Annotated in this window: 31 protein-coding genes; all 31 read left to right on the top strand. The window is 28.9% G+C overall.

Features of this window, described 5'->3' with window-relative positions:
• The first annotated feature begins 192 nt into the window (after positions 1-192).
• Complete coding sequence (locus tag KPL55_RS11465; protein ID WP_216306852.1) at positions 193-1,839, top strand: hypothetical protein; 1,647 nt, start codon at positions 193-195, stop codon at positions 1,837-1,839.
• A 55-nt stretch (positions 1,840-1,894) separates the two neighbouring features.
• Positions 1,895-2,062 (top strand): hypothetical protein, encoded by a 168-nt coding sequence (locus tag KPL55_RS11460; protein ID WP_216306851.1) that lies wholly within the window; start codon positions 1,895-1,897, stop codon positions 2,060-2,062.
• Positions 2,063-2,350: 288 nt separating this feature from the next.
• Positions 2,351-3,808, top strand: coding sequence for a hypothetical protein (locus KPL55_RS11455; protein WP_216306850.1), 1,458 nt, complete (start codon positions 2,351-2,353; stop codon positions 3,806-3,808).
• Positions 3,809-4,116: 308 nt separating this feature from the next.
• Positions 4,117-4,383, top strand: a complete 267-nt coding sequence (locus KPL55_RS11450; RefSeq protein WP_216306849.1) for a hypothetical protein — start codon at positions 4,117-4,119, stop codon at positions 4,381-4,383.
• A complete protein-coding gene (locus tag KPL55_RS11445; protein WP_216306848.1) occupies positions 4,383-4,754 on the top strand; it encodes a hypothetical protein in 372 nt (123 codons plus the stop codon). The genes KPL55_RS11450 and KPL55_RS11445 overlap by 1 nt, the downstream gene beginning before the upstream one ends.
• Before the next feature lie 328 nt (positions 4,755-5,082).
• On the top strand, positions 5,083-5,694 hold the full coding sequence (locus tag KPL55_RS11440; protein WP_216306847.1) for a GIY-YIG nuclease family protein: 612 nt from the start codon (positions 5,083-5,085) through the stop codon (positions 5,692-5,694).
• A gap of 98 nt (positions 5,695-5,792) precedes the next feature.
• Complete coding sequence (locus KPL55_RS11435; RefSeq protein ID WP_246599406.1) at positions 5,793-5,930, top strand: flavoprotein; 138 nt, start codon at positions 5,793-5,795, stop codon at positions 5,928-5,930.
• A gap of 16 nt (positions 5,931-5,946) precedes the next feature.
• Complete coding sequence (locus tag KPL55_RS11430) at positions 5,947-6,120, top strand: hypothetical protein (RefSeq protein ID WP_216306846.1); 174 nt, start codon at positions 5,947-5,949, stop codon at positions 6,118-6,120.
• A 446-nt stretch (positions 6,121-6,566) separates the two neighbouring features.
• Positions 6,567-6,815, top strand: coding sequence for a hypothetical protein (locus KPL55_RS11425; protein WP_216306855.1), 249 nt, complete (start codon positions 6,567-6,569; stop codon positions 6,813-6,815).
• 8 nt (positions 6,816-6,823) lie between these two features.
• The gene (locus KPL55_RS11420; RefSeq protein WP_216306845.1) at positions 6,824-7,291 is read left to right on the top strand and encodes a putative toxin-antitoxin system toxin component, PIN family; all 468 of its coding nucleotides are present in this window, start codon (positions 6,824-6,826) and stop codon (positions 7,289-7,291) included.
• A 260-nt stretch (positions 7,292-7,551) separates the two neighbouring features.
• On the top strand, positions 7,552-8,364 hold the full coding sequence (locus KPL55_RS11415; RefSeq protein WP_216306844.1) for a hypothetical protein: 813 nt from the start codon (positions 7,552-7,554) through the stop codon (positions 8,362-8,364).
• A 152-nt stretch (positions 8,365-8,516) separates the two neighbouring features.
• On the top strand, positions 8,517-8,936 hold the full coding sequence (locus KPL55_RS11410; RefSeq protein WP_216306843.1) for a hypothetical protein: 420 nt from the start codon (positions 8,517-8,519) through the stop codon (positions 8,934-8,936).
• 301 nt (positions 8,937-9,237) lie between these two features.
• A complete protein-coding gene (locus KPL55_RS11405) occupies positions 9,238-10,038 on the top strand; it encodes a recombinase family protein (RefSeq protein ID WP_216306842.1) in 801 nt (266 codons plus the stop codon).
• Positions 10,039-10,703: 665 nt separating this feature from the next.
• Entirely contained in the window at positions 10,704-12,461 is a 1,758-nt protein-coding gene (locus tag KPL55_RS11400) for a terminase large subunit (RefSeq protein ID WP_216306841.1), read from the top strand.
• Positions 12,462-12,494: 33 nt separating this feature from the next.
• Positions 12,495-13,829: a phage portal protein gene (locus tag KPL55_RS11395; protein WP_216306840.1), complete on the top strand. Its 1,335-nt coding sequence runs from the start codon at positions 12,495-12,497 to the stop codon at positions 13,827-13,829.
• Positions 13,829-14,716, top strand: coding sequence for a structural protein (locus KPL55_RS11390; protein WP_216306839.1), 888 nt, complete (start codon positions 13,829-13,831; stop codon positions 14,714-14,716). The genes KPL55_RS11395 and KPL55_RS11390 overlap by 1 nt, the downstream gene beginning before the upstream one ends.
• 165 nt (positions 14,717-14,881) lie before the next feature.
• Positions 14,882-15,511, top strand: coding sequence for a DUF4355 domain-containing protein (locus KPL55_RS11385; protein ID WP_216306838.1), 630 nt, complete (start codon positions 14,882-14,884; stop codon positions 15,509-15,511).
• A gap of 82 nt (positions 15,512-15,593) precedes the next feature.
• Entirely contained in the window at positions 15,594-16,406 is an 813-nt protein-coding gene (locus tag KPL55_RS11380) for a phage major capsid protein (RefSeq protein WP_216306837.1), read from the top strand.
• Between the two features lie 71 nt (positions 16,407-16,477).
• Positions 16,478-16,792, top strand: coding sequence for a phage head-tail connector protein (locus KPL55_RS11375; RefSeq protein WP_216306836.1), 315 nt, complete (start codon positions 16,478-16,480; stop codon positions 16,790-16,792).
• A 10-nt stretch (positions 16,793-16,802) separates the two neighbouring features.
• A complete protein-coding gene (locus tag KPL55_RS11370) occupies positions 16,803-18,041 on the top strand; it encodes an Ig-like domain-containing protein (RefSeq protein WP_216306835.1) in 1,239 nt (412 codons plus the stop codon).
• Between the two features lie 30 nt (positions 18,042-18,071).
• On the top strand, positions 18,072-18,599 hold the full coding sequence (locus KPL55_RS11365; RefSeq protein WP_216306834.1) for a YomW family phage-derived protein: 528 nt from the start codon (positions 18,072-18,074) through the stop codon (positions 18,597-18,599).
• A gap of 79 nt (positions 18,600-18,678) precedes the next feature.
• Positions 18,679-19,119 carry a hypothetical protein gene (locus tag KPL55_RS11360; RefSeq protein ID WP_216306833.1) on the top strand — a complete coding sequence of 147 codons (441 nt, stop codon included), beginning with the start codon at positions 18,679-18,681 and terminating at the stop codon, positions 19,117-19,119.
• A gap of 18 nt (positions 19,120-19,137) precedes the next feature.
• Complete coding sequence (locus KPL55_RS11355) at positions 19,138-21,000, top strand: hypothetical protein (protein ID WP_216306832.1); 1,863 nt, start codon at positions 19,138-19,140, stop codon at positions 20,998-21,000.
• Positions 21,000-21,257 (top strand): hypothetical protein, encoded by a 258-nt coding sequence (locus KPL55_RS11350; protein ID WP_216306831.1) that lies wholly within the window; start codon positions 21,000-21,002, stop codon positions 21,255-21,257. The genes KPL55_RS11355 and KPL55_RS11350 overlap by 1 nt, the downstream gene beginning before the upstream one ends.
• Positions 21,258-21,476: 219 nt before the next feature.
• Positions 21,477-21,740 carry a BhlA/UviB family holin-like peptide gene (locus KPL55_RS11345; RefSeq protein WP_216306830.1) on the top strand — a complete coding sequence of 88 codons (264 nt, stop codon included), beginning with the start codon at positions 21,477-21,479 and terminating at the stop codon, positions 21,738-21,740.
• Between the two features lie 18 nt (positions 21,741-21,758).
• Positions 21,759-22,445, top strand: a complete 687-nt coding sequence (locus KPL55_RS11340; protein ID WP_216306829.1) for an N-acetylmuramoyl-L-alanine amidase — start codon at positions 21,759-21,761, stop codon at positions 22,443-22,445.
• A gap of 28 nt (positions 22,446-22,473) precedes the next feature.
• The gene (locus KPL55_RS11335) at positions 22,474-22,665 is read left to right on the top strand and encodes a holin (RefSeq protein ID WP_216306828.1); all 192 of its coding nucleotides are present in this window, start codon (positions 22,474-22,476) and stop codon (positions 22,663-22,665) included.
• Positions 22,666-23,106: 441 nt separating this feature from the next.
• Positions 23,107-23,247 (top strand): GMP synthase (glutamine-hydrolyzing), encoded by a 141-nt coding sequence (locus KPL55_RS11330; RefSeq protein WP_376770440.1) that lies wholly within the window; start codon positions 23,107-23,109, stop codon positions 23,245-23,247.
• A gap of 377 nt (positions 23,248-23,624) precedes the next feature.
• Positions 23,625-24,410, top strand: a complete 786-nt coding sequence (locus KPL55_RS11325; RefSeq protein ID WP_216306827.1) for an electron transfer flavoprotein subunit beta/FixA family protein — start codon at positions 23,625-23,627, stop codon at positions 24,408-24,410.
• Positions 24,411-24,429: 19 nt separating this feature from the next.
• Complete coding sequence (locus KPL55_RS11320; RefSeq protein WP_216306826.1) at positions 24,430-25,368, top strand: electron transfer flavoprotein subunit alpha/FixB family protein; 939 nt, start codon at positions 24,430-24,432, stop codon at positions 25,366-25,368.
• Positions 25,369-25,530: 162 nt separating this feature from the next.
• Positions 25,531-26,964, top strand: coding sequence for a D-lactate dehydrogenase (locus KPL55_RS11315; RefSeq protein ID WP_216306825.1), 1,434 nt, complete (start codon positions 25,531-25,533; stop codon positions 26,962-26,964).
• The last annotated feature ends 3 nt before the right edge of the window (positions 26,965-26,967 follow it).

The following is a 26,967-nucleotide window of genomic DNA, read 5'->3' as shown; positions in this document are numbered from 1 at the left end:
GTAATAATTTGATTAGTAAAAAAGCAAATAACCAGTAGATAATTATTAGTATTATAGTTATAATTTGACTTAGGAATGCAGTTTCATAAAGCTATATTTTGACGCACTACAATAAGAGTATTTAGAGAACATTTACATATTAAACAAAAGGAAAATATTGAAGCTAAAGAAATTAATTCTACTGATGATTTTATGTTAACAATGCTACAACTTAATAATAAAGTTGAAAATACTGATATGTTTTATAACTTTAGGAAAGATGCATGTGATTCCTACAAAAGAAATATGCAGAAAGCTCATCTACTTATTGAAGGAAACTATAGTGTGCTTTTCGGTAATGGATTGGAAATGTTAAAAGCAACCATCAAAGATAAAGAACACCCAATGGCATTTAGTGGTGTTAGTGTTTTAGGAATAGATGTAGTACATAATATTAACTTTAAATATAATGTTCCACTGTTGGGATGTAGGTCTCCCCATGTCACAATGTCAAATTTATATCTCTGCAAAAATGTAGAGTGCAGAGCCATAGATACATATTTTAACCTCAGTAAGCAGATTTTATGTGTTAACAGTATAAAAAATAATATATTAGAACGTGCCAATAGTTGTGATTTTGATAGCGATGCGATGCTTGTAACTGATTCTGAGCAAATAATTTTAGCGGTTAAAAAGAATTATAATAACTTTTTAGTCCCAACAAATTTAACAGTGGCTCAGAAAACAAATAGGAAAAACACATGGGAAGATAAAGCAGATCTTGATGTAAAGACCTCAGTTAACAAGATTGGCGAAATTATTAATCTCAGCCAAGAGCTGAACACAAAAATCTGGCACATGATAAATACAGGATTAGAAGCGAAATCTATAGAAGTACAGAATGTCTTTACAGATGTGTGCCAGTTAGCAATAATGAGTTGTATAGAAATAGATTCTGCAAAAAAAGAATTCTCTATTAATATAAGTAAGGAATTAGAAATATTAAGAAACAAATATAAAGAAACTGAATTAGTTAAAGAAACTATAATACAAAAAACTTTAAAAGATGGAACTGTAAAAGAAAATAAAACGCATGAAGTAGCTGAGGATTCTATAAAAGAGTTGTATCAAGAAATGATATTACTTAAAAAGGATGGTCAAGATTATAAATATTTTATGAAAAAATATAATTTACAAGACTATAAAGAAATGAAAATTAGACCATATTTTATGCAATATATGATGGATAAAAAATATTTAGAAAATTATATATTTCAACCATATCACACATCTATGGATTACATAGAGACTATTATAGAAAAGAAATATAGAAAGGATAAAATTAAACGTAGAGATAGCTTAGATAAAGGATTTTCAACTTTTACACAAATGTTTACATTAGGCTCAGAAATAAAAATGAAAAATGCAAACAAAAAACAGATTGATGTAATTGTTAATGGTGTATATAATCTTAAAAATGAAACGTCAAAAATATGGAATAATGAGAATTTAGAGAATACAGAGAAGTATAAAAGAGCGAATGATTTAAAGAATAATTATATAAAAGAAATTAGTAAAATGAAAGTTAACGCTGAAACAATTAAGAAAATTATTAAGAATTTAGACGAAGCTCAACAACTAAAGAGGAAGAATAAGGGTGCCGAAATCATAGAGTGTGAATTAACGGGAATAGCTAGAAAGCTATTGAGCATTTTATTTAAATCACATACAACAGAGTTTATAAGGATATTTGCAGAACATAAAGAAGACATACCAAAGCTTAGATTAGTACATAAAAATGATGACATTATAGGCAAAGAAATTATAAAGATATACAACTTAGAATACATAGCAAATTAATAGGATAGGGAACTAAATTTCCCTATCAATAAAATACGAAAGGATTGATAAAATTATGAATGAAACAATTAGAATAGTAAATCCAATACAAAGTGGAGCTTATGTAAAAAATGGATTAGAACCTATAAAAATATACTGGAGCATAGATAAATGGGTATGGCTATTTGATAAAGAAGCAAGTAAACCACTATTTTATAAATGGTGTCGTAGAGAATTAAACTAACTCTACGGTACATCATTCATGTACTTTGACATTTATACCTAAATTGGGTTAAAACTCTAAAGTACATGAAACGTGTACTTTGATGCGGGTGAATGTAAATGTCGAGGTACATGAAACGTGTACTTTATTAGGGTATAACAATAAAGAAACCTATATAACAAGAAAGAAACCAACTTATACTCACGTTAAAAACGTTCGCAACAGATTACATTTTGGAGTTAGGTTAGGATTAGATTCACATTACAATAACTATTAAACTAATATAATATTGAAAGGATTGGATAAAATATGGAAAATTTTATAATGATACCGAATAAACTAATATGGAATAATGAGGACAGAACTAAAACTTACACGCAGGAGTATGGAGATAAGATATTGCATATATTTTCTTACTTACAAAGAATGACTAATAATTTTGGAGAAACTTATTTCACTATGGAAGATATGATAATTAATTGTGGACTTAAAGTAGATACACATAAAGGTAAATCATTCAGCCAATTTAAGGATATACTTATTGATTTGAAAAAAAAGGATATTATAGAAACTACTATAGATTTTGATAATATTAAAGTAGTCACTCTTATTAAATGTAAATTCAATATGCCTATAGAAAAAAGTAATGGTAAAAATACAAGATTTTTTAATGTACCTCATAAAAGTTACTTAGCGATAATGGATAACTACATAGGTAAATTAAATAAGATGAACCTACTAAAAACATATTACTATATAAGTTCAAGGTTAAGTAGAAGGGAAATTAAGATTGTTGATGGTAAGAAAAGAACGAATGATATTAGAGCATTTGGAGGTAAAGCAGAATGTTTCTATGATAGTTATGAAGCCATATGTAAAGATATTGATGTTAATGAGAACACTTGGGGTTTATATATTAAAGAATTAAATGAAATAGGATTACTATATTATGATAACGTTGGAATTGTTAAGAAAAATAAAGAAAGCCATTCAGCTAATAATGTTTATTGTATTAAAGAAGCTGAGCTAGTAGACGCATTAAAGCAATCAAAATTATTTTACATAAGCAGTGGTTATCAGATAATTGGTAAAAAAGCTAATGCAGATCTAAAAGTTATACAAGGGCTAAAAGGTAAAATTCAATCAGAACAAAATAAAAACAAAGATACATCTAAATTAGAAAGTAAAAAAGAAAAATTAGAACTTAAAAATGCTAAGAAGAATAATGATAGTGAATTTGAAATTAATAAGTTGCTAGAAGAAAATGATGGTGAAATTTTAAGTAGTATATGGGATGGAACAAATGATAAAACAGCAGATAGATGGTATAAATTAGAAGTAGACTTAGGACTGATAGATGAAGAAACTAATGAACTATTAACTGATTATGAATATTATAAATGGACTGTAACTCACTATATAGAGTCTAAGCATGATTATTATGCTAATTGTGTATCTAAACATATTAGAGAAAATAAAGAAGTTGAAGTTGAGCCAAAACATAAAGGATTATTTGGTGCAATTAAAGTTACTCCAGAACCAATAAAAAAGCTAGATGAAACTATAATTGATTCGCAAAAGAAAGATAAAATGACAGATATATCACTCTTTATAATAGATAAGTATTCTGACTCTACAGTGGAAATTCAAAGTAAATATGATGAAAAATTTAAAGGTTTAAAATGGTTTGAATTATCTGCAACACAAACAGACCATATGTTTAATAAAGTAACAGAATTTTTTAATGGTTATGCAAATCCATTCTAAACAGTATAAAAATGACAAAAAGACCTCTAAAAGTTCGTTCTTATTTATATAGATGGCTTAATACCAACGTTTATAAGGGGTAGATGATACCGTTATAGGAATGTAAAAGAGAAGTAATATACCTTCCAAATATACAATAAACTATAGTAGGTTGTATTAGAGTGCATAATTTGTAATAAGATTATGCATTTGTATTTTTTTACATATTTATGTCTATAACCCATAATCATATCACAATGAAAGTAAATTGCAATAGATATTTAGGAAATAATTAAAATAATTTTAAATTAAATCGGAGGCTATTATTAATGGAAACAAATAACATGGAATTATCAAGACAACTATTAAAAAAAGAAATGGATAACCTAGGGATTGTATATGATATTGATTATTGTATAGGTGTCTCAACGGATGGTACTTTTAATGAAGTGGGAATAGATTTATTTGTAGATGAACATTATGTAGATTCAATGTCAGTTTACATATCAGAGTTAGTAACACCTGAAAATGCTCTTGAGCAACTAAATAAAGAACTAATTAGAGTAAGAGTTATAATCGCTCAAGGAGGTATTTAATGATGGACAAAATTATGGAAGCGTTGATTGAATTAGAAAACAAAGGCACGATTCAAGAGCAGTGTACATATTTATGCGGTCAAGAATTACTTTATAAAAGTGCAATAATGTTAGGCAATGTTAAAACAGAAATGTATAAATTGAATACGAGAATAGTAGATACAATGGATACATTAGAAGAGGTTTTGGAGTTCGATGATTTTATTAAGCTGTTTGATTTAAATGAAACAGATAATTATGAAAATGAAGTGGATAGAGAAGAAAGTTTCTATGCTAATTTGATTATGAATACTGGAAATATAGGTCATGTTGTAAGAACTGGATTAATACAAAATGAGTCAATAATGAGAGATATAAGATATAACAATTAAGGGCGATGATATGTCGCTTTTTATTATATATTTTTTTAAGCAATTATAAAACACTTTGTCAATTTATTATCTCATACCTAATTGAACTTGTCAACGTAAATAACAAAAATATTATTGTTAAATTAAATCTTAAAATGAATACATCAAAATGGTGTACTGATTTAAGGATACCCAAGTGATGAAGCTTGGTAATTAATTGAACGGAATCCAAGTAATGTTGCTTGGTAACCAACTTGTACGGGCTGAGGTGATGTTGTATTCACCTTGGTAATACCTTTCAGACTTGTTATGAGGCAAGTTATATTTATGGACGGATAAGGAGATTATTATGAAAACAGGAGTATACATAATTAAAAACAATCAAACAAAAAATGTAAGAGTGGGTTCTGCTACAAATATGCCAAAGAGATTTAGCACGTATAAAGCAGAATTGAGAAAAGGTAAAGGGAATAAATTAATGTTAGAGGATTTAATGAATTATGGTCAGGAAAGTTTTGAATATATCACATTGGAAGAATGTAGCGTTGAAGATTTATTTAAAAGAGAACAGTTTTGGTTAAATGAATATAGTGATTGTTGTATGTATAACAAAAATAGAGTTGTTAATGTTAAAAAGAAAGTTCTTACTGAGGAAGAAGCAGAGGGAAAAAGGATTAAAAGAAGCATTGCTACAAGTGGAGAAAAGAATGGTAATTGTACAGTTTTAACAGAACAGTTAGCATCGGAAATTTTATGGCTAAAAAATAATACTAAAATGAAGCAATGTAAAATAGCTGAAATGTATGGATGTAAAAATAATGTAGTTAATAGAGTTGGAAAAGACAGATGGGTTAATGTTATTGCTACTAAACCAAATTGGTTTACAGAAGAATCAGAGATAAAAATAAAAAAGATTGTATCTATTGGCGTAGATGCAACCTCTGCTTATATAAATATTTAATCTTATTATTTACAGTATAACACATTTTACATATTTAATACATAGAGGGTGCTGAATAATACGGCACTCTTATTTTAATTATCGGGAGTGATTTATTAATGGATATTACAGCAATACTATATAGAAATTTTAAAGAGAAAATTAGGCTAACAAAAGAATATAGTGAAAATAATTATGCAGTCCAGGACTTGGGTAATGGGTTATTAATGTGCAGTAGATATATTATATTAAACTAAAATTAGGGGGCTGATTATGGAAGATTTAGAGTTTTTAAAAATAGTTGAGGAAGGTTTAAAAAGAATATTAGAATTACAAGCAGAGCATAATGAAAAAATGGATATTATTAATGATAACTTTAATAAGATGATTTATGCTAGGAATAATAAAATTGAAAAAGATTTACAAAAAATATTAGGTAAATTATAATGACGATAATTAATGGTAGAATAATAATAGGAATATTTATTTGTTTTTATATAATGGAAACGCAGCGGTTGAGTAAATTAGAAAAATTAGTTGAGTGCATATCTATATAATCAAAAGATTATATTGATTATCTTAATAAAAGTATTGATCCAGATAACTATAGAGAAATGTTAGATAGACAAGAAGAGGAAAGTTGGGAAAAAACTTTCAAAGAAGATATGAAGGGAAATAAACAAATAATGTAAAATAAAAGGTTATTTTCTTTAAATGTAATTGAATTAAATAATTAACAACTAAATTGTCTAAAATTTTGTTATTAAAGTTAAGAATTTAATTACAAAATATGGTAATATATAAATATACTAATTATTATTATATCCAACTTGTAACAATTTTATACATACTCTTTAAAAAATATTGCAAATAGAGGTAAAAGGTGGTAGTATATGAATATAAAGCTATGGACAAGCAATAAAAAAACATATAAATTATACATAATTAAGATGAAAGGTGATGATAAATATATGGAAGCATTTACAATTAAAAAACCTAATGCATTTAAAGGGATTTCACTGCCTAGGAAAGATACACGTAATAAGGATAACAGTTTTGAAAAAATGAGAAAATGTGGTGAAGAAATAAAGAGTTTATTTAATTTAAATGAAGAAGATATTTATAACCTGCTTAAAAGATAGGGGATATTATGAAGGTAGTTATTGACACCTGTGCTATGATGGCAGGAGCTTTAGGGCAAACAGTTGAAAGACAAGTATTAGATTTAGTACGAAAACATAAAATTGAGATGATATATTCTCAGGATATATTGACAGAATATTTGTTAGCCCCAACTAACTTCGTGCTTAAAGCAAATACAACTAAAAATGTGAATGATTCTAAGATTAAGGGAATTGCATATAAACTAGCGAGTACAATGTCTAATTTTATATGTAATTATGCTGAAAAAGTAGATGTTAAAACGAATGATACGTATTTATCTGATAAATCTGATGATAAAGTTGTTAATCTTGCCATAGATGGTAATGCTAAATATATCATAAGTATAGATTGTCACTTATTTGAAAAAACCAATGTCCAAAATAAAAAAGGTCAAAGTATTACAGCAATATCTCCATTTCAATTTATTAGATTATATAAATTAAAAAGTTTATAAAAGCCAAACTCAAAATTATTTAAGCTTTTATAATGTTCAGAAATATAAGAGTGTCTTAATAGATGCTCTTTTTTATTTGCTAAAAGTAAGTAGTTATTTTATATAAAATTCATAATCAGAGTGAGATTCTATTTGACAAAAGGGACTTTATTCCTTAACATTAATGTAAGAATTATGTTAAGGGGGAGAATATTATAGAAGATAATGAATCAAAACACATAGATTTAGACCTAACTCATGATAAATTAAAATACACTGAATTGGAAATAGCCGGTCAAAAGGTTATAATTCCGATTTGGATTAACATGAAGGCTGAAAAAATATATTTTGAATCGTACGAAAAGGATAAAAATTATAGAAAAGCATTTTGTAATTTAATTTTTGCCATGATTGATGTAAAGGGAAATATTACAGATGATAAAGTTATAGAATTAGAAAGCATTGAATTGATTCCTGATGATGATTTGATAAAATTAATGAATTTATATCTTGAAAAAGAGGAACTAAAGAGTTACTTTAAGGAATATTTTAAGGAAGACTATTTTGAAGCTTTTTATTCTGTACATAAAAGACAATGGAGTGAAATGGGAAGGCAAGTTAGTAAAAGCATCGGTAATATGACAACAAAGATTTCTGATTCAATGAAACCTTTATTAAAAATAATTGGTAATATGGGTCAGCTAACATTGCCATCAATAGATAGTGGTACGGAAAAATTAATAAAACATGATAATTTATTCTTAGATTACAAAATTGGATCAATGCCTGATATGCTTCCTACGCCTATAAATCCTCAACATAAAACTAATGGATTATTGTCGGAACTTAATAAAAATATAATAAATCTGCGACAAAACGAAAGAGAATATCAACTGCAAAATAATGAATATAGTTTAAGAATGGTTGAATTATTAAGCAAGGAACAAGAAGCAAGGGAAAACTTAGAGAAATCAACTAAGAAAGCTGATAAAAGAAATATTGTAACAAATATAATTATAATTACAATTGCTTTATTAACCTTAATTGCAACTATAATTGGTATTATGATTTCAATGGATTTAATAATTATATAAGTAATATGAGAAATTAAAATAGTAAATGAACATTCATTAATTTGGGTGTTTTTTATTTGTCTATAAATAAGCAATATGTGATTGCAGCAGGACTTTATTGTACCCAATAAATGCAAATGATATGACTGAAATGACAGGAAGGATGTGAGTAAATGTTAACAGAAAATCAACTATTAGCAGTAGAATTATTATCGTTGGGAGAGATGAAGAATGAGGATATAGCTAAGAAATGTAAGACTACACCTAGGAATCTATATAGATGGAAATTGAATGAAGAGTTTAAGGCTTCTCTACAGACAAGGTCACTTGAATTAAAACTTGCCTTAGAAGTGGAAGGGAAATGTCGAATGATAGCGAAAGGACAGATGGCTATTGATAATATAATCAATTTAGCTAATAATTCAAGTAGTGAGAAGATTAAATTAGATGCTTCAATATTTATATATGAGAGTTCATTCGGTAAGAACATCAACAGGAATCAAGATATAACAGAGAAAGAGACAGATAGTAAGATTAGTGAAGATGAATTGAATGAGGAGTTTACTAAGTTTAAGGTTGTTAGTAATGAATAAGTAAATAAAACCATCATTTTAATAGAGGTATAACATAAGTGTAGTATATGTAAGGTATAGTATATCTACTATATAAGTAGACTACATCTATGTTACCGCTGTAGTAGGTATCTCTTTTTTAAAAGGGAAGTATATATATATCTATATACTTATATGCTTATCTTTATAAAAGATATATTGCACTAAAACATAGTAATACCAACACTTTTTAAACAAAAATGTATAAGGTTATGAATAACCATTGACACTTATATAGTTAAAAGCTATACTTATCTTAGATGGATAAGGAGTGTGATATGGTATGAGTAATAAAGTATATGGTTATATAAGAGTAAGTACATCAACACAGGCTGAACATGGATATGGATTAGAGACACAACAGCAATCTATTAGGAACTATTGTAAGGTTAATGGCTTAGAGTTAGTAACAATATATGAGGATAGAGGGATAAGTGGTACAGATGAAACAAGAGAAGGACTCAATGAGTTACTAAGTAGTCTAACTAATGGTATAGATACAGTAGTAGTAATGAATACATCAAGACTGTGGAGAGACATATACTCTCAAGCATACACACAACGTAAGCTAATAGAGTTGAACTCTAATGTAATAAGTATAGAGCAACCAACATTCAATCTATATGAAACTAATGCAACTGATGGATTTATTAATGATGTAGTAACTGCTATGGATAGGTTTCAACGTAATGAAATAAGAATGAAGTTAGCTAAAGGTAGAAAGACTAAGGTTATACAGGGTGATAAGGCTTGTGGTACAGCACCTATTGGATATGTGTGGGATAATAATGCTAAGATTATAATAGATAATGATAAAGCAGTGATAGTATTACTAATATATAAGAAGTATATTGAACTACAATCATTAGGTAAAGTTAAGAGGTACTTAGATCATGAGGGATATACTACAAATATAGGTAAACAATTCACTAAGCAATCTATAAAGAATATATTAACTAATGATTTTTATAAAGGAATATTAACTCATTCAGATATAAAGAAACTAGGTAATCAGCCAGTAATAATTAACAAGATAGTATTTGGTAGAGTTCAATCAATGTTAAATAGCCATAGTAATAAATAGATATTAACTTTATGTTAGTGTCTTTTTTAATGCAACAAGATTGACTGTGATATATATAGATATGTGAATATATTAAATGGTGTGATTAGATATAAATATATATTATTCGACATATACCCACCATTCTAATTAGGATAAAAAATAATGCTTGGTAGTAGACACTATAGTTTTTATATAATTTTTCAACTTTAGCAATAATAAAATAAAAGTAAATTATTACCAACTAAACTATTACCAACTAAACTATTACCATCAATTACCATACTATTATATCCACTAATATTTTTTATAATATTTTTATAACTTTAATAAATTACATCCATACTACAACTATAATAATATAATTCTACTACAACAGTAACACTACAGTAATATAATAATAACATTAATATAATAATAACAATAATACAACTATAACATAATAGTAATACAACTATTCCACTAAAGCCACTTATGGCGATTGTGAACATTACTACCTATTACTACCAATTGAGGATTAACTATTACTATATATTTCCATATATTACAAACGTATTATATGTGTATTATTTACTCAATTAAGTAACTTATGTGCAACACAATTATATAACTATAACACCTAAGAACACCTTTATGTAAATTTAGGTGTATTTTTTTATGCCTAAATTTCAGAAAGGAGAGATAAAATGATATACGATAATATAGATTTTGAACTTGATAATGATAAATTTAATAGATATTTACTTTACAAATATATAAGACGAGAATATTTAAAAAATGGAGCAACTGAAATACAAGCAGATAAATCTACACAAGAATTAATCAAGAAACATAGTGATAATTTATTCGGTAAAAATGGATTAAGTGTATCTATTGGTAGAAAAAGTCTGGAATACTTTTGTATGTATTATCTACAAGATACATTTATACCTAAGGAAAATAACCTCGTTCGTAACCTAGCCCAAGTACATCTATTAGTATGGAAGGAACTTGAAAAAATGTTTATAGCTGATTTATATGATAAAGAGGAATTTATTCTCCCCAGAGGAATAGCAAAATCAACAATAATTAATAAAGCATTAAGTTGTTTTCTAGCTTGTTATGAGTTATCTCCATACACGATAGTAATAGGTAATAAATCCAGTGATTCAGAGTCTTTTATTGGTGACACAAGAGTTATGTTAGAAAATCCATATATAGTTAAGTCTTTTGGTAAGTTAATTGATAAGAGAAATAATGTTATTAATAAACAGGAACTAGAATTAACTAACTATTGTAAAATTATGGCTTTCAGTTGGGGTTCTAGTGTTCGTGGAACAGTGCATGGTAGTTTAAAAGGAATATTCAGACCTAGCACAATTATTCTTGACGATATTTTATCAGAAGATGATATTCTCAATGATAATGCTAAATTAAAGGTTATTAATAAATTTACTAAAGAAGTTTCAGAAGTTGGAGATACAGAGGTATGGAGAAATGGAGTCAAAATCAAGTCAGCTTCAAAAATTTTGATTATAGGGACACCTTTAGCTAGCGATGATTTTGTAAATTATATTCAGAATGATGCTACATTTAAAGTATTTCATAGAAAAGTGTGTAATTTTGATGTTGATGAATATTTTGAAAATCATGTTCAATGGCAATTCTATAGGACTCTACTTTTAAATGATAAAATTGATAAAGAAGATAAAGACATTATGCTCAAGGAATACTATACAAAACATAAATCTGAAATGGAGTTTCCTACTATTTGGGAAAAATATCAATGTGATGTATTAGCACAAAAATACTTTACTTCACGTATCGCTTTCATGCAAGAATTACAGTGTGACTCTAAGAATGTTGGTGTTAAGTGGTTTAAGTCTATTAGGAAACAGACAACAGAGGAAATAAACGAACATAATTTCGATAGATGTCTCTTAATTTGTGACCCAGCTAGTTCAACTAAAGATAAGTCCGATTATTCAGCAATTGCAGTATTAAAAGAGTGTGATGCTAATGGATTTACATATGTGCCTACTGCAAAATTAATCAAACTAGGATTTATTGATTTGTGTAAGAAAATATGTGAAATGATAAAAGATGATAAACAAATAACTCATGTTTCAATAGAGAAAAATCTATATATGGGAACTGATGTTCTTAAAATACAAGAATTAATGGCATTAGATGATGAACTATCCACTAGGGATATTACTTTTATTAATAAAATGCAAAGAACTAATAAGGATGAAAAAATTATGACTTGTGTAGATAGTATTAATAATGGTCAAATAATTTTTAATGAAGATGATAAGGAATATACAGACCAAATACTCTTATTTCAGGGGCAAAAATATACTTTGCACGATGATGGAATTGATAATATTGCACAAGGCTTAATAGACATAATGAGCATAGAAACAATTGGAGTAATTACACTACTTGATAGGAGATTATTCTAAAATAAATAAATAAGAAAGTGAGGTATTTAATATATGGAAATAAATAAGAAATTATTACAGAGTTGCTATGCAGATTTTAAGAAAAAGAAACCACTATTTGAGAAAATGTATGAATATTTCAAAGGAAATACAGATGCTCAAAAGAATTATCAATTTCAAACTGATAGAGCAAATAATGTAATTGGTATGAACTATGTTAAAAAGTTTGTTTTGGAAGAGGTTTCCTTTAGTTTAGGTGTACCCTTACAAATAACTAGTAAATCTAATAATGACCAAATAATTAAGGATATAGAATTTTATACGTGCTTGTGGAGTGCAAGTCACAACACAAATTTAGATAAACAAATGTTAATATATTCTCAAGCATATGAATTATATTATATAAATGAGGTTACTGGTGAGTTCATGGCTAAAATCATACCACCGACAAGTGGCTATGCTTATGCTGATGATTATGGTGAATTACAATTCTTTATGTACATATTTAAGAAGAATTTTGATACTAAAGTATACATAGATTTATATACTGATACAGAATTACTACATTTAGATGCTAATTTTAAAGAAGTTGCTCCAAGTAAACCACATTATTTCGGTAGAGTTCCTATTGCTATAGCACAATTAAGTGAGGAACAGACCGATAACACTATATATAAAGAAATCAAGATGTTACAAGATGCCTTAGAAACTAATACTAGTGACTCAAGTAATGAATTAACAGATACACGTAGTTCTTATATTGTTATAAAAGGTACAAAATTAGAGGATAAAGACGTTCCAGAGCTAAAGAAAAAAGGTGTTATTCAGATTACTTCTAAAGATGGTGATGCTAAGTATATGCTTAAAAATCTTAATGATAGTTTTATTCAGAATACATTGAATAATTTAGAAGATAAAATGTACCAATTAACCGACCATATTAATCAGAATGAGAAAACTTCTAGCAATGTGAGCGGTATTGCATTGAGAAGTAAAATAATTGGATTATCCAGTAAAGCTAAACTTAATCAACAAGCACTTGAAGATACTATTAAAACTAGAATTGAAATGTTATTCATATATCTTAAAAAGTTAACAGGAAAAGAATATGATGTTAGGGATATTACTGTTAAATTCACTAGCAATTTACCTCAAGATGATTTAATTTTAAGTCAAATTATTAATAATCTAGGGGACAAATTAAGTCTTGATACAGGATTATCACAACTTAGTTTTATTGATAGTAGTCTTATTGAACGTCAAAAGATTAAGGCTGAACAAGAGGAAACTAGTATTGGTATGGGATTATTAACAGATGCAGAAACTAAAGGTGCTATTGATGTTAAGCCTATGGTTGAGCCAGTTAAAACTATTGGTGGTGAGGAATAATGTCTAAAAAATCTAAGCTAAATCCTAAATATAAAACATTGATAGAGGATATAGCAAGACAAGGGTATAATTATTCTGATAAAGAAATGAAAGTTGTATATAAGGAGAAAAAGAAAAAACTTGATGAAATAATTTTACTATTAGCATTACTATTTACAACAGATAGTAAAGAAGGATTGCTCAAGCTAACTTCTATTTATCAAAAGAGACTTATTAAGGATATTGATAATAAATTAGAAATAATTGGTAATGAATTAGGAAAGCATGAGATAAAAAATGTAACTGATATTCTAACAAGAAATTATCAAAATACATATTATCGTAATGCTTTTGTAATTAATAGTGGACTTAAAAAACCACTAAAATTCAATAAACTTAACAAAAAAGTTGCTGCTAAAGAAGTTAACACTGCAATTGATGGCAAATTATATTCAGATAGGATATTGAAAAATAAACTTGAGACTATTAATAAGCTAAAAGATGTTATTAAATTAGCTATAGTCGGAAAATCCTATTTAGATGTTGTTACAAATGATGTTACTAAAGTTATGGCAACAGATTCATTTAAAACGCACAGATTAGTTGAGTCAGAGATTACAAGAATACAGGCTCAAGCTATAGTAAGTTTAGGAATTGCAATGAGTATTGAAATGCAAGAATATTCTGCTATTTTAGATAAACGTACTTGTAGTGATTGTGGAAGTTTTGATGGAAATACTTATACTATATTTGATAGCACTAGACCTAGTATTCCTCAACATTCTGCTTGTAGGTGCATGTGGATTGAGAGTATTACATGGATTACACCATCAATAATGCTATTTGCTGATGAAGATTTTGATAATTGGTTAATGGATAATGAAATAGATTTTGATACAGAGGATTAATTATTTGAGATAACTCTTATAGTTAGTCTTTTTATTATGCAAAAAATTATTACAACGAGTTCTTTTGTAAGTAATAGAACTGAAAAAAACATTCAACAGATAAAAACAAAAATAAAATGCGTCTTGGGTTTGTAAGAGTCCATAGGGGCAAAAGGAGTAATTATTATGGCAATAGAAAATTTCGCAGAGGTACAAGAATATTTAACAACTAACAATGTAGAGGGTAATGAAGTAAAAACATATATGGATAGTTTGAAGGTCGCACCGACTCTTGAGGTATTTAAAAGTAAATTAAATGATGCAGATTTCAAAAGTTTTATGGACTCTAGTAATGATAAATATAGTCAGAAAAGTTTAGATACTTGGAAAACAAATAATCTTCAAGGGTTAGTTGATTCTAAGGTAAAAGAACTATATCCAACTTTAGATCCAAAAGATGCAAAAGTTAATGAATTAAAATTAATGATTGAAAATATGCAAAAGGAGAGTACACACAAAGACTTAACTAATTCTGCAATGAAAATTGCTCAAGAAAAGAAATTGCCTATGGACTTGATGGACTTCTTTATAGGAGTTGATGAGCCTACTACAATTGCTAATCTTGGAAAATTAGAGGGAGTATTTGCTACACACATAGAGAAAATGGTTGCTGAGAGATTAAAAGGTAGTGGAAGTACACCACCAAAAGGTTCACCAATAGTTAATGATGATTCTTACGCAGATATATTAAAAAATGCTGATACCATGACTAGCGAACAAATTGCTCAAGCGTTTGCAAAAATCAAAAATAAATAAGTTGAATTAATAATTATATTAACAACTTAGTCGGTGGCTCGACATTAAACAAGCACATTATAAAAAGAAGGAAGTTATTTATATGTCAGTCAATTCATTCAAGAAACAATTATGGGAAGGTTCTTTACTAGCTAATTTTCATTCAGTATCAATCGCAGAGGCTATTACGACTGCGCCCGTTGACGTAAATGGTTCTAAGGTTACATTCAATAGAGTTGGAACAGGAGCAATTAAGGATTATACAGGTGCTATAGCTTGGGACACTATCAATACTACTCCTATAGAATTAATATTCGCTCAAAAGAAATATTTTGCATTTTCTCTTGATGATGCTGATAAAGTTCAATTAGCTGGTGATGTTCTTAATGCTACAACTTTGGAACATGCTCAAGTATTAGCAGAAGTTATTGATGCTTATGTACTAGGCGTTGCTCAAGTTGGAGTTAAAACAGCTAATAAAATAGGTTTACTTGCTACTCCTATATCTATTACAAAAGTTACTCAAGCTTATGACCTTATAGTTGATTTAGGAACTAAACTTAGTAAATCTAAAACTCCTGTTAGTGATAGATTTGTTGTAGTTAATGCAGATTACTTAAACTTACTACAAAAAGATGCTAGATTTACTCTTAATCCAGTAGTTCTTGCTAATGGCTTAGTTGATGGAGTTAATATCAATGGTATGGCAGTAGTTATATCCGAGGAAGTTGGAGCAGGTAAAGTTGTTGCTATGCACAAGTCTGCTATTGGATTTGGCAAACAGTTAGATGAAATGGAAGCTCTGCGGTTACAGACTGCTTTCGCTGATGGTATTAGAGGTCTTGCAATATATGATGCTTGTACTCTTAGAGATGATGCAGTAGCAGTATTATTCTACACAGTAGCATTAGTTTAAGCATAATTAATTTGAGGGAAGGGGAAACCTTTCTCTCATTTTTTAGATTTTAATAATTTAGGAGGGATATTATGGTTATATTAGATGATTTAAATATAATGTTAGGTAAAAATAGTGAGTCTGATGATGTATTAAATATATTGATACGTAGAACAAAGACTGCAATAAAACACTACTTGAATAGTGAAACTTATACAGATACTAATATTGAAGAGAATTTTCAAGATGCGATTATTGTAGGTGTTTTAAGTGCTTTCAATATTAAAGGTAAAGAACGTATATCCAATGAAAGATTTGGAACTACAAGTGTAAGTTATAGAGCAATAAGTATTACTGATGAAATGAAAGATTTACTACCTTGTCCAAGTTGTAATTTATTAGGTTAGGAGGTATAATATGTTTTTAAATACAAAAATCAAAGTATTGGGGGATAACCCTAATAACACAGGCAAAAGTATACTTGTAGACGTACAGGAATATAATCAAGATGTTAAATTAAAAAACTATTCAATTAGTGGATATAAACGTTTGTACCTAGAAATTGAGCCAAGTGTAAAAGAGGGAACATATTTAAAAGTTGATGATGAAATTCTCCAAGTAGTTAAAATAATAAGATATAGGGATTGCATGGAAGTATTTGTTAGTGAAGTTGAAGCAATTAAGATTAATAATATTGCTAAAAGTATTATATTTGAGGATAGTTCAGATAAATATATTGATTATAAAACTATATTATCTAATCAATTATTAACTATTGGTGATATGTCTGATTATCAAGGCTTGAAATGGCTTACAATTGGTGAAATTAGTAAAAGTGGTACATTCTCAAAAGGTACTATGCGTAAATGTAGACCAATTACTTATAGTGGTATAACTTTATATGGAATTGTTGAAAGTAGGGTATATGACGTTGTTGATGATGGATTTAATCCTGTAGTTGATAAAGAAATAATAGTAACTGTTAATAATAAAACCTATATTCCACTTAGTAGTTCTATTATATTTCATAATGCTGAATATAAGGTTATGGCGATAAATGATGCTATTGAAAATATGGTAAGTCTAAGATGTGAACTTATTTTACCAACTTATACATTTAGAATAACTCTTAATACTCCACCTACAACTTCTTATACAGGAAATACGTTTCAAATTGTACCTACTTGCAATGATGGGGCAATTGATGTAATAAATCCAGTAGTTACATATACATCTACAAATGAGGATATTGCTGCAGTTGATAATAATGGTTTAGTTACTATGGTAGCTAGTGGAACAGTTAATATTAATGCAACTTATGAAAATGTTGGAGCAACAATGAATTTTAATATATCAGACGTAATAGTTAATAAACCAGTAATAATGAATGGCTCAGATGAATTATATACTACTAGTGGCAATGTTCAAGATTATAGTGTTAGCTATGATGATAGTTCAGCCATAGAAAATGATAGTTATACATGGACAATTGATGATTTGAGTTTAGCAGTTTTCGTTGGTACACCTACTGGAACAAGTTGCCAATTAAAAACTAAAACAACTTCAAGTAATGGATGGTTTGTACTTACTGCAACAAGTAATACAGATGGAAGTTTCTTATACATGGACATAGATGCTAGAAATTATGGAATGTAAAATAATTAAACCAAAAGGAGAGATAATTAAATGAAAATTAAAATAATAGATGATATTCAAAATAAAATAGTTTCAACTTTAGACGAGTCACAGACAATAAAGAGGTTAGTTACTTATATGACCAATTTACCATTAGGTGCAAAAGATAAAGTTAATGGAGAGTGGGTTTATCAACCAGATATTATAACTAGCATATATAATTGTGATTTACCTTCATTAATAGTGGGTAGTTTCGTTGATGGAATTAATAATATTCCTAAAGTTAGAATTTTTGTTTATCCAGTAACAGGCAAACTTACAGAAGATACTACTTTAGGAGATAATTTCTTTAATATAGATGTGTTAGTACCAAAACAATATAATATGTTAGTTGGTCAAGGTGCTAGGAGAAATAGTCAGATAGGTGAGGAAGTTTTAAAAGTATTAGACACAATACCATTTGATGGATTAGGTAAATTTAACTTTACTCAATATGATTATTCAGTAATTGAAGGTGGAGACTATACACTTCTTAAATTAACATTAAAAATAGATTCTTCAAGTGTTGTAACTGTATAGATAAATATATGAAAGGATTAATATTAATTTATTAGTCCTTATTTTAATGTAAAATTATAAAACGAAAGGAATGATTAATATGGCAATTGCTAAAATGTATGGACAATGTTTATTAAAAGCTTTAAATAAAGAGGTAAATTTAGGTAATGGTGCAACAGGTTTAAAATTAATGTTGTGTACGAGTGCTTATGTTCCTAATCAAGAAACACATATATATAAAAACTCTATCACAAATGAGGTAGTAGGCACAGGATATACAAGTGGGGGAATAGCTATATCAAGTGTTACCGTTGCTTATGATGGCTCTACTAATACTATTACAGTAGATGGAGCAGATATTACACTTGCAAATAGTACTATTACTGCAAGATTTGGAATTATATATGATTCTACTAGTGGAGTTGCTACAACCATGCCACTAATAGCTTATATAGATTTTGAAACAGATCAAATTTCAAGCAATGGTAGTTTTATAATAACTTTTGATGCGAATGGCATATTTACAGTGGCTACTGCATAGGAGGGAGTTGGTTTTTAGATGTTAGGATTAGGAACAAGTGCAAGTCCTTATTTAGTTAGTTCGGCTGATGAATTTAATGATATTAGAAATAATTTATCTGCTTATTATCTCTTAACAAATGATATAGATATGAATATTAGTCCTTATAATGAGGGTGTTGGATTTGTACCTATTGGAGATTTAACAAATAAATTTTTAGGAAGTTTTGACGGTGGAGAGTATACAGTTTCAAATATGTATATTAATAATACTAATGATAATTCTGCTCCTTTTGGATATGTTAATACACCTTGTATTATTAAGAATGTAAGATTTGAAGATATTACTGTTTATGGTGCAAGATATGTTGGAGGTATTTGTGGTTCAGCTACTAGTGTTACAGTTCAAAATTGTAGAGTTATAAATGGTAATATTAATAATACATTGGGGTATGGTGGTGGATTAATTGGCTATGCTTCACTAACTATAATTCTTAATTGTATGACTAGTGGTGTTCTTCATGCTCAAACTAGTTATAGTGGTGGGTTAGTAGGTTATATCTCATGTCAAAGTTCCACTACAAGACTTGTATCTTTTTGTTATAGTTCTATGGATATTATAGGAGACGAGATTGCTACTACATTAGGTGGTTTATTTGGTAGAGTTCTATACAAAGTAACTATACAAAATTGTTATGCTACTGGTAGTGTTACAGGACGTTATTATGTGGGTGGATTTGTAGGTTCATTATATTCAACATCTAGTTATACCACATATTTAAATAACAATTTTTCTACTGGTCAAGTTACTGGAATAGGTGTTACTCCAAATTATATATATGGTTTTTGTGGCTCTTATACATCAAGTTATGTTTCTTATACATACCAATTTTATGATAAGGAAAAAGCAGGAGTTAGTGTATCTGCAATGGGTACATCTAAAACGACTTTACAAATGTCGACTGCATCAACTTTTACTGGATGGAATATGGTTATGAATTGGGAAATACTTGATGGTGCAACTAATCCAACTTTAAAATATTTCCATGAAGAAGTTGTACTTGATGCAAATATTGTTGTTCCTGTTATTGAAAATACATTAACAAGCATTAATCCAACTATATCAACAATAACAGTTGAAAATACTAATATTGTTGTTCAATTACTAGTAAACTCAATAAATGCAAATAATCCAATAATAAGCACAACTAGAAATGTAGGTATTGTGAGTAATCTATTAATAAATTCATTAATTCCTATAAATCCAATAATAATTGCTAGTAGAAATATAATTGTGGCAAATGATTTATTAATAATAAACTCTAGTGCAAATAATCCTATTATTAGTGTTAGTAGAAATATAAATATTGTTAATGAATTACTAAAAGTTACAAGTGTAATTAATGATATAAGCATAGCAACAAATAGGAATGTAAATATTATTACAAGTGTAATAGAAAACATTACAATTCCTAATACTCCTATTGTTATTGCTAGTGGTCAAGCCAGTCAGAACGTATTTATACAAAGTATATTACTAAATAATACAAGTGTAGTAGGTAATGTGGGAGTTAATACTACAAGAAATACAAGTGTAATAATTAGTAAAGCTAATAATATTGTGAAAGGGATTAGTCCTCTTAGTATTCCAGTTAAAAATATAATTATTGTATCAAATTCAATAGATAATATTTTACAAGCTAATAATATAGTTGTTTATACTTATATATTGAGAGGTTCTGAAATAACATTCAGAGAACTAGAGGATAAATTCACATATTCAGAATCGAAAGATAATTTAAAATATTCTGAGATTAATAATAATGTAATTTATTTAGAGAAACAGTCAAGATTCAAGTATTCAGAATTACAGTCAAAAATAACATATTGTGAGGTGGTTTAATGATTACTTTAAAAGTGGGAGAAGTAAGAGAAGTAGCTTTTGAGTTTGAAAGTGATGAAACTTTTGTTATAGGTTCTGCTAATTATAAGATTATAGATAGTTTAGATATTGAATTATCTACAGGCATGGCACAAATAGAAGGTAGCAAGGTAATTGCTTTATTTAGTGCCACAATTATAGGTGATTTTAAAGTATTGTTTGATGTTGGGATTGAGACAGAAATATATAAACCAATATCAATAGTTCATGTTAAGTAGGCACTTGAAATAGTGTCTTTTCTTATGCAAAAAAAATAGAGAAAGGAATGGTGATATTTTTGTGGTGGTGGATTTGGTTTTGGTAAGGTAAATGAGTAAGACCTCTAAGGCAATCGTTAAATGCACCTTAGAGGTCAATATACACTAATGAAAGTATATACGCTTATCATACACACAAAACTATAAAAAGTAAAGAAAATAAGGTTTGGAGGTGAGCATATGGAAGTGATTATTGCAAAGGCACTGAGTGAAGGATTAGGCTATGCTTTGTTTGTTTGGCTATTGTTATATATTCTCAAGCAACAAAAGGATAGGGATTTAAAGCAAGATGCACGAGATGAAAAAAGTGGAGAACGTGAAAAAACTTATCAACAAGTTATTTTAGAATTAACTAAAAATTTTGAAATGATTAATAATATTAGTGGTGTTGTTGAAAACATAAAACTTAAAGTAGAAGAATTATTAAAAAAAGATAATAAATAATAGGAGTGATGTATTAATATGGCAAGTTTATGTTTTGATTACGGGCATGGTGGCTCAGACGGTGGAGCATGTTATAAAGGTAGAAAAGAAAGTAATGATGTATTAGCACTAGGTAAAGAAGTAGCAAGTGAAATGCGTAGACATAATATTACAGTTGATGAAACAAGAACAAATGATTCTACGGTAAGTCTAGGTGCTAGAAGTAGTTTTGAAAATAGAAAAGCTTATAATTACTTTATTAGTTTTCATAGGAATGCTTTTCAGCCTGAGAAAGCTCAAGGAGTAGAAGTATATACTTATCTTAATGGTAGTGCAAAAGCTAAGAGCTTAGCAAATAAAGTACAAGCTAATTTAGTCGCTCTAGGATTTGTAAATAGGAAAGTAAAAGAAGCTAATTTCCACGTATTAAGAGAAACTAAATGTACAAGTATTCTCATAGAAACTGGATTTGAGGATAATACGAATGATAATAATTTATTTGATAGCAAGAGAAATGAAATAATAAAGGCTATTACAAAAGCTATATTATCACAACTTGGAATTACTTATAAAGAAGTTGGAAAAGTTGCAACTCTTACACCTGTGAAAGTAAAAAGTAATTTATTTAAAGTTCAAGTTGGTGCTTTTGGTGTAAAATCCAATGCAGATGATCTTAAAAAAGAATTAGAAAAATTAGGCTATAAACCATTTATCAAAGAAGAATAATAATAAAAAATAGGAGTGTGATATATAAATGAAGGAAAAATTTAAAAACTACGGATTATGGGTGTCAATATTTGCTTTTATACCGCTATTACTACAATCTTTTAATATAAATGTATTACCAGAAAACTACATAGAGGTTACAAACTCTTTATTAGGTATTTTAGTTCTAGGTGGAATATTGAGCAATCCGAACTCGGGTACAGGATACATAGATAAATAATTAATGACTATAGGCTTTATATCGCTTATGGTCTTTTTTCTTTTTTCTGTTAAATCCAACTTAATTAAATTTAGTTGGATTTAATTAAGGTTAGTTAGATTTTAATTAAGTGCTTTATTTACATAGAGTATATCTAATGACCTCAAATGTGTTAGACCATCAACATATACTCTATGGTATACCCTATTACTCTACAGACACTATTTTACACCGTTCAAGCGTAGTAATAGCAACAAATAAAAATTACAATAAGATAGGAGTGAATAGAGAGAACTTGATATCTTCATTCACAAATTTGTTAGTGGTAATTGGGATAAAGGTTATATAGCACGTATCTTATATAAGAGTGTTTCACATTTAAATTAAATAGTTATCTTGTTTATATTAAAGGGTATTGATTTTATAAATATAGTAGTTTATAATTGAAATAATTAGACGTAAATCAAAAACATATTTTGTATAGAATTTAAACCACTCGTGCTAGATAAGGTGTCTAGAAGGATAGTTAATGAAGTTAAGGGAGTAAACAGAATTGTTTACGATATAACAAGTAAGCCACCTTCCACTATTGAGTGGGAATAGAATGAATAAAGTCTGCAAGTCTTATAAAATAAGTGCTTGCGGACTTTTTTTATGCTTTGATGTTTCAAGATCATCTACAAATATGGTTTTAAGATAGTTGATATATTTTCATGACCAAGCGTTCAGCTATCAACAATGGCGTGGATACTAGGGTTAGATCGTTATGCCAAAATTATGAATAAAGAAAATTTTATAAATGGTTGAGTTGTCTTAAACATTGTGATAAAATAAAATTAAGTGGTAGGACCATATTACCAATCGACAGTACTATTATATAAATTAATTTTAAAAAATGCTACTTTATAAAAATTTAAATATACAATTGTTCTATCAAGTAAACGGTTTAATAATGTAAAAGCGTAAAGGAGAGGGAAAATATGAAAATTCTGTTATGTGTAAAACAAGTTCCAGATGATTCTATTGAAATCCATTTGGATAATAAGACGAATAAACCTAATTTGAATGGAGTTACTATGGTAGCAAATGCATTTGACACATATGCATTAGAGCTCGCAGTTCGTTTTGTGGAAGCTAATGGAGGAGATGTTAGTGTAGTAACTGTTGGAGCAGAGGATGCTTTAAATACGTTAAAAAATTGTCTTGCTGTAGGAGCTAAAGAAGCATTTTTTGCAAAAGATGATTTATATGCAGATTTAGACGCTACTTCAACAGCTGAAGTTTTGGCAGATGTTATTAATAAAATTGAAAAAGACAAAGGTGAAAAATTCGATTTAATTCTTTGTGGAAAGGAATCCACAGATGAAATTACTGGTCAGGTTGGAGCAATACTTGCTGAAAAAATGAAGACAAGCTATGTTAGTAGTGCAATTGAGATCAATTTGAAAGATGCTGACATTGAAGTTCATCAAGAAACTGAAGAAGGATATAATTTAGTTTCTATAGAATCTCCAGCTGTAATAACAGTAAGTAAACCAAATTATGATCCACGTTATCCTACAATTAAAACTAAGATGAAAAGTCGTAAGGCAGTCATTCCAACTTACTCTGCAGCAGAAATTGGAGAGGTAAAACAAGCAAAAGTACGTTTGATTGAATATGTTGAGCCGCCTAAGAGAGAGGCTGGTATCAAAATTAATGAAAAGGATGCTACACTAGCAGTAAAAGCTGCTATCGAGCAAATGAAAAAAGATAAGACAATCTAATTGAGGGGGTAACGAAAGTATGAAAGCATTATTGTTTATTGAAACAGATGGAGAAAAAGTATTAGGCGGAAGCCTTGAACTGATTAGTGCAGTAAAAGCATTAGATGCAGAAGGAACAGCTCTTGTAGTAGGTAACAGGGTTGCGGCAGATACTGTAGCTGCTTTAGGAATTCCAGTTATTTTTACAGAGGCTGCGGCGAATTGTGATACATTGACAGAAGTATTATCACAAATCGTTAAGAAACAAAACCCAGATATTGTACTACTCGCAAATACAGAAATGGCTAAAGATATTGCACCACGTCTTGCAGGACGTATGAACCTTGGATGTGTAAGTGACGTAATAGGAATAAATAAAACTGACGGTAAAGTTATATACACAAGGCCCGCATTTGGTGGTACAATTCTAGAACGCCTTGAAGTAGACGGAACAGCCGTGGTTACAGTTAGAAATGGAAGTTTTTCAAAGCCGGAGGCTAGTTCAAATGCAGGTGTTACAGAGGAAAAAATAGAAATTCCAGCTAGTACTGTTAAGGCGAAAATTTTGGATAAAGTAAAAGAAATGTGTGAATCTGTCAATTTAGAAGAAGCACAAGTTATTGTTTCTGGTGGACGTGGAATGGGAAGTATAGAAAATTTTGGGCTTGTTGAAGAATTAGCACGTGTACTTGGTGGTGTAGTAGGTGCAACAAGACCACCAATTGAGAGTGATTGGATTTGTCGTACACACCAAGTTGGACAATCAGGAAAGATTGTAGCACCAAAACTTTATATTGCATGTGGTATTTCTGGAGCAACACAACATACATCTGGAATGTCAGGTTCTAAATATATTGTGGCAATTAATAAAGATGAAGAAGCTTCAATTTTTGATATCGCAGATATAGGTATTGTTGGAAATGTACTTGAAATTCTTCCAGTTATGATTGAAGAAATGAAGAAAGCTATAGCAAAGTAAATGTTTACATTAAATTTGTATAAATGATTGAGTTGTTATATATATTGTGATAAACTTAAGAAAAGTGGTAGTACCATAGTACCACCAAACAATATTTTTATAGAAATTAATCAAAACATGAACATCATAGAGTAAGAAAAAGTTTAGAAAGGAAGGATTATTATGGCTATGTATAATCAATTGACAGAAGAATTAATCTTGCAATTACAGGAGGCAGCTCCAGGACATATTTTAACAGGTGAAGATATTAATGATGATTATTCTCATGATGAAATGCCTATTTATGGGACAAAAGCTCCACAAGTTGTACTTGTGGCACACTCTACAGAAGAGGTTGCTGCAGTAGTAAAAATATGTAATGAAAATAAGATACCAGTAACACCAAGAGGAGCAGGAACAGGACTTGTAGGAGGTGCAGTTCCACTACTCGGAGGAGTTTTAATTGATATTACAAAGATGAATAAAATACTTTCTTATGACTTAGAAAATTTTGTTGTTCATGTACAAGCAGGAGTACTTCTCAAGGACCTTGCAGAGGATTGTGCAAAACAAGGATTATTATATGCTCCAGATCCTGGCGAAAAGTCCGCTTGTTTAGGTGGGAACGTTTCAACAAATGCCGGCGGAATGAGAGCTGTTAAATATGGCGCAACACGTGATTATGTACGTGCAATGACAGTTGTTCTTCCAACAGGAGAAATTACTAAATTTGGGGCTACAGTATCAAAAACAAGTTCAGGTTATAGTCTTTTGAATTTAATGATTGGTTCAGAAGGTACACTTGGAATTATTACAGAACTTACTTTGAAAACTATGATAGCACCAAAGGCAGTTGCAAGTTTAATTATTCCTTTCGAAAATCTAGATGATTGTATTTCTGCTGTTCCTAAATTTAAAATGCAACACATGAATCCACAAGCATTGGAATTTATGGAAAGAGAAATTGTATTATCTAGTGAAAGATTTATTGGCAAGAGCGTATTCCCTCAAGTAGTTGATGGCGTAACTGCAAATGCTTATTTACTTGTTACAATCGACGCAAGTGATGAAGATGAATTAAATAACCTTATAGAACAAGCAAGTGAAATAGTATTAGAAGCAGGAGCAATTGATGTTCTTGTAGCTGATACACCTGCAAAAATTAAAGACGCATGGGCTGCACGTTCTAGTTTCTTAGAAGCAATTATGGCAGAAACAAAGTTACTCGATGAATGTGATGTAGTAGTTCCAATAAATAAAATTGCTTCTTATCTTGCTTTTGCAAATAAAACTGGAGAAGAGTGTGGTTTAACTATTAGAAGTTTTGGACATGCAGGAGATGGAAATCTTCACATATACCAATGTAGTAATGATTTAGAGGAAGCAGAATTTAAAGTAAGAGTTGAGAAATTCTTTGATATTATTTATAAAGAAGCAATAGATTGTGGCGGACTTGTTTCAGGAGAACATGGAATTGGTAGTGGAAAGGTAAGCTATTTATTAGAGTGCGTTGGAGATATAAATATGGAGTTAATGAGAGGAATTAAAAAAACCTTTGATCCAAATACTATTATGAATCCAGGTAAAGTATGCTGTACTTTAGATGGTTTAAGCTAATAA

The sequence above is a fragment of the Clostridium lacusfryxellense genome (assembly GCF_018861735.1).
Classification (GTDB): domain Bacteria; phylum Bacillota; class Clostridia; order Clostridiales; family Clostridiaceae; genus Clostridium_AD; species Clostridium_AD lacusfryxellense.
The sequence above is the reverse complement of the archived record's forward strand: the minus strand, read 5'-3'. Positions and strand labels throughout refer to the sequence as shown.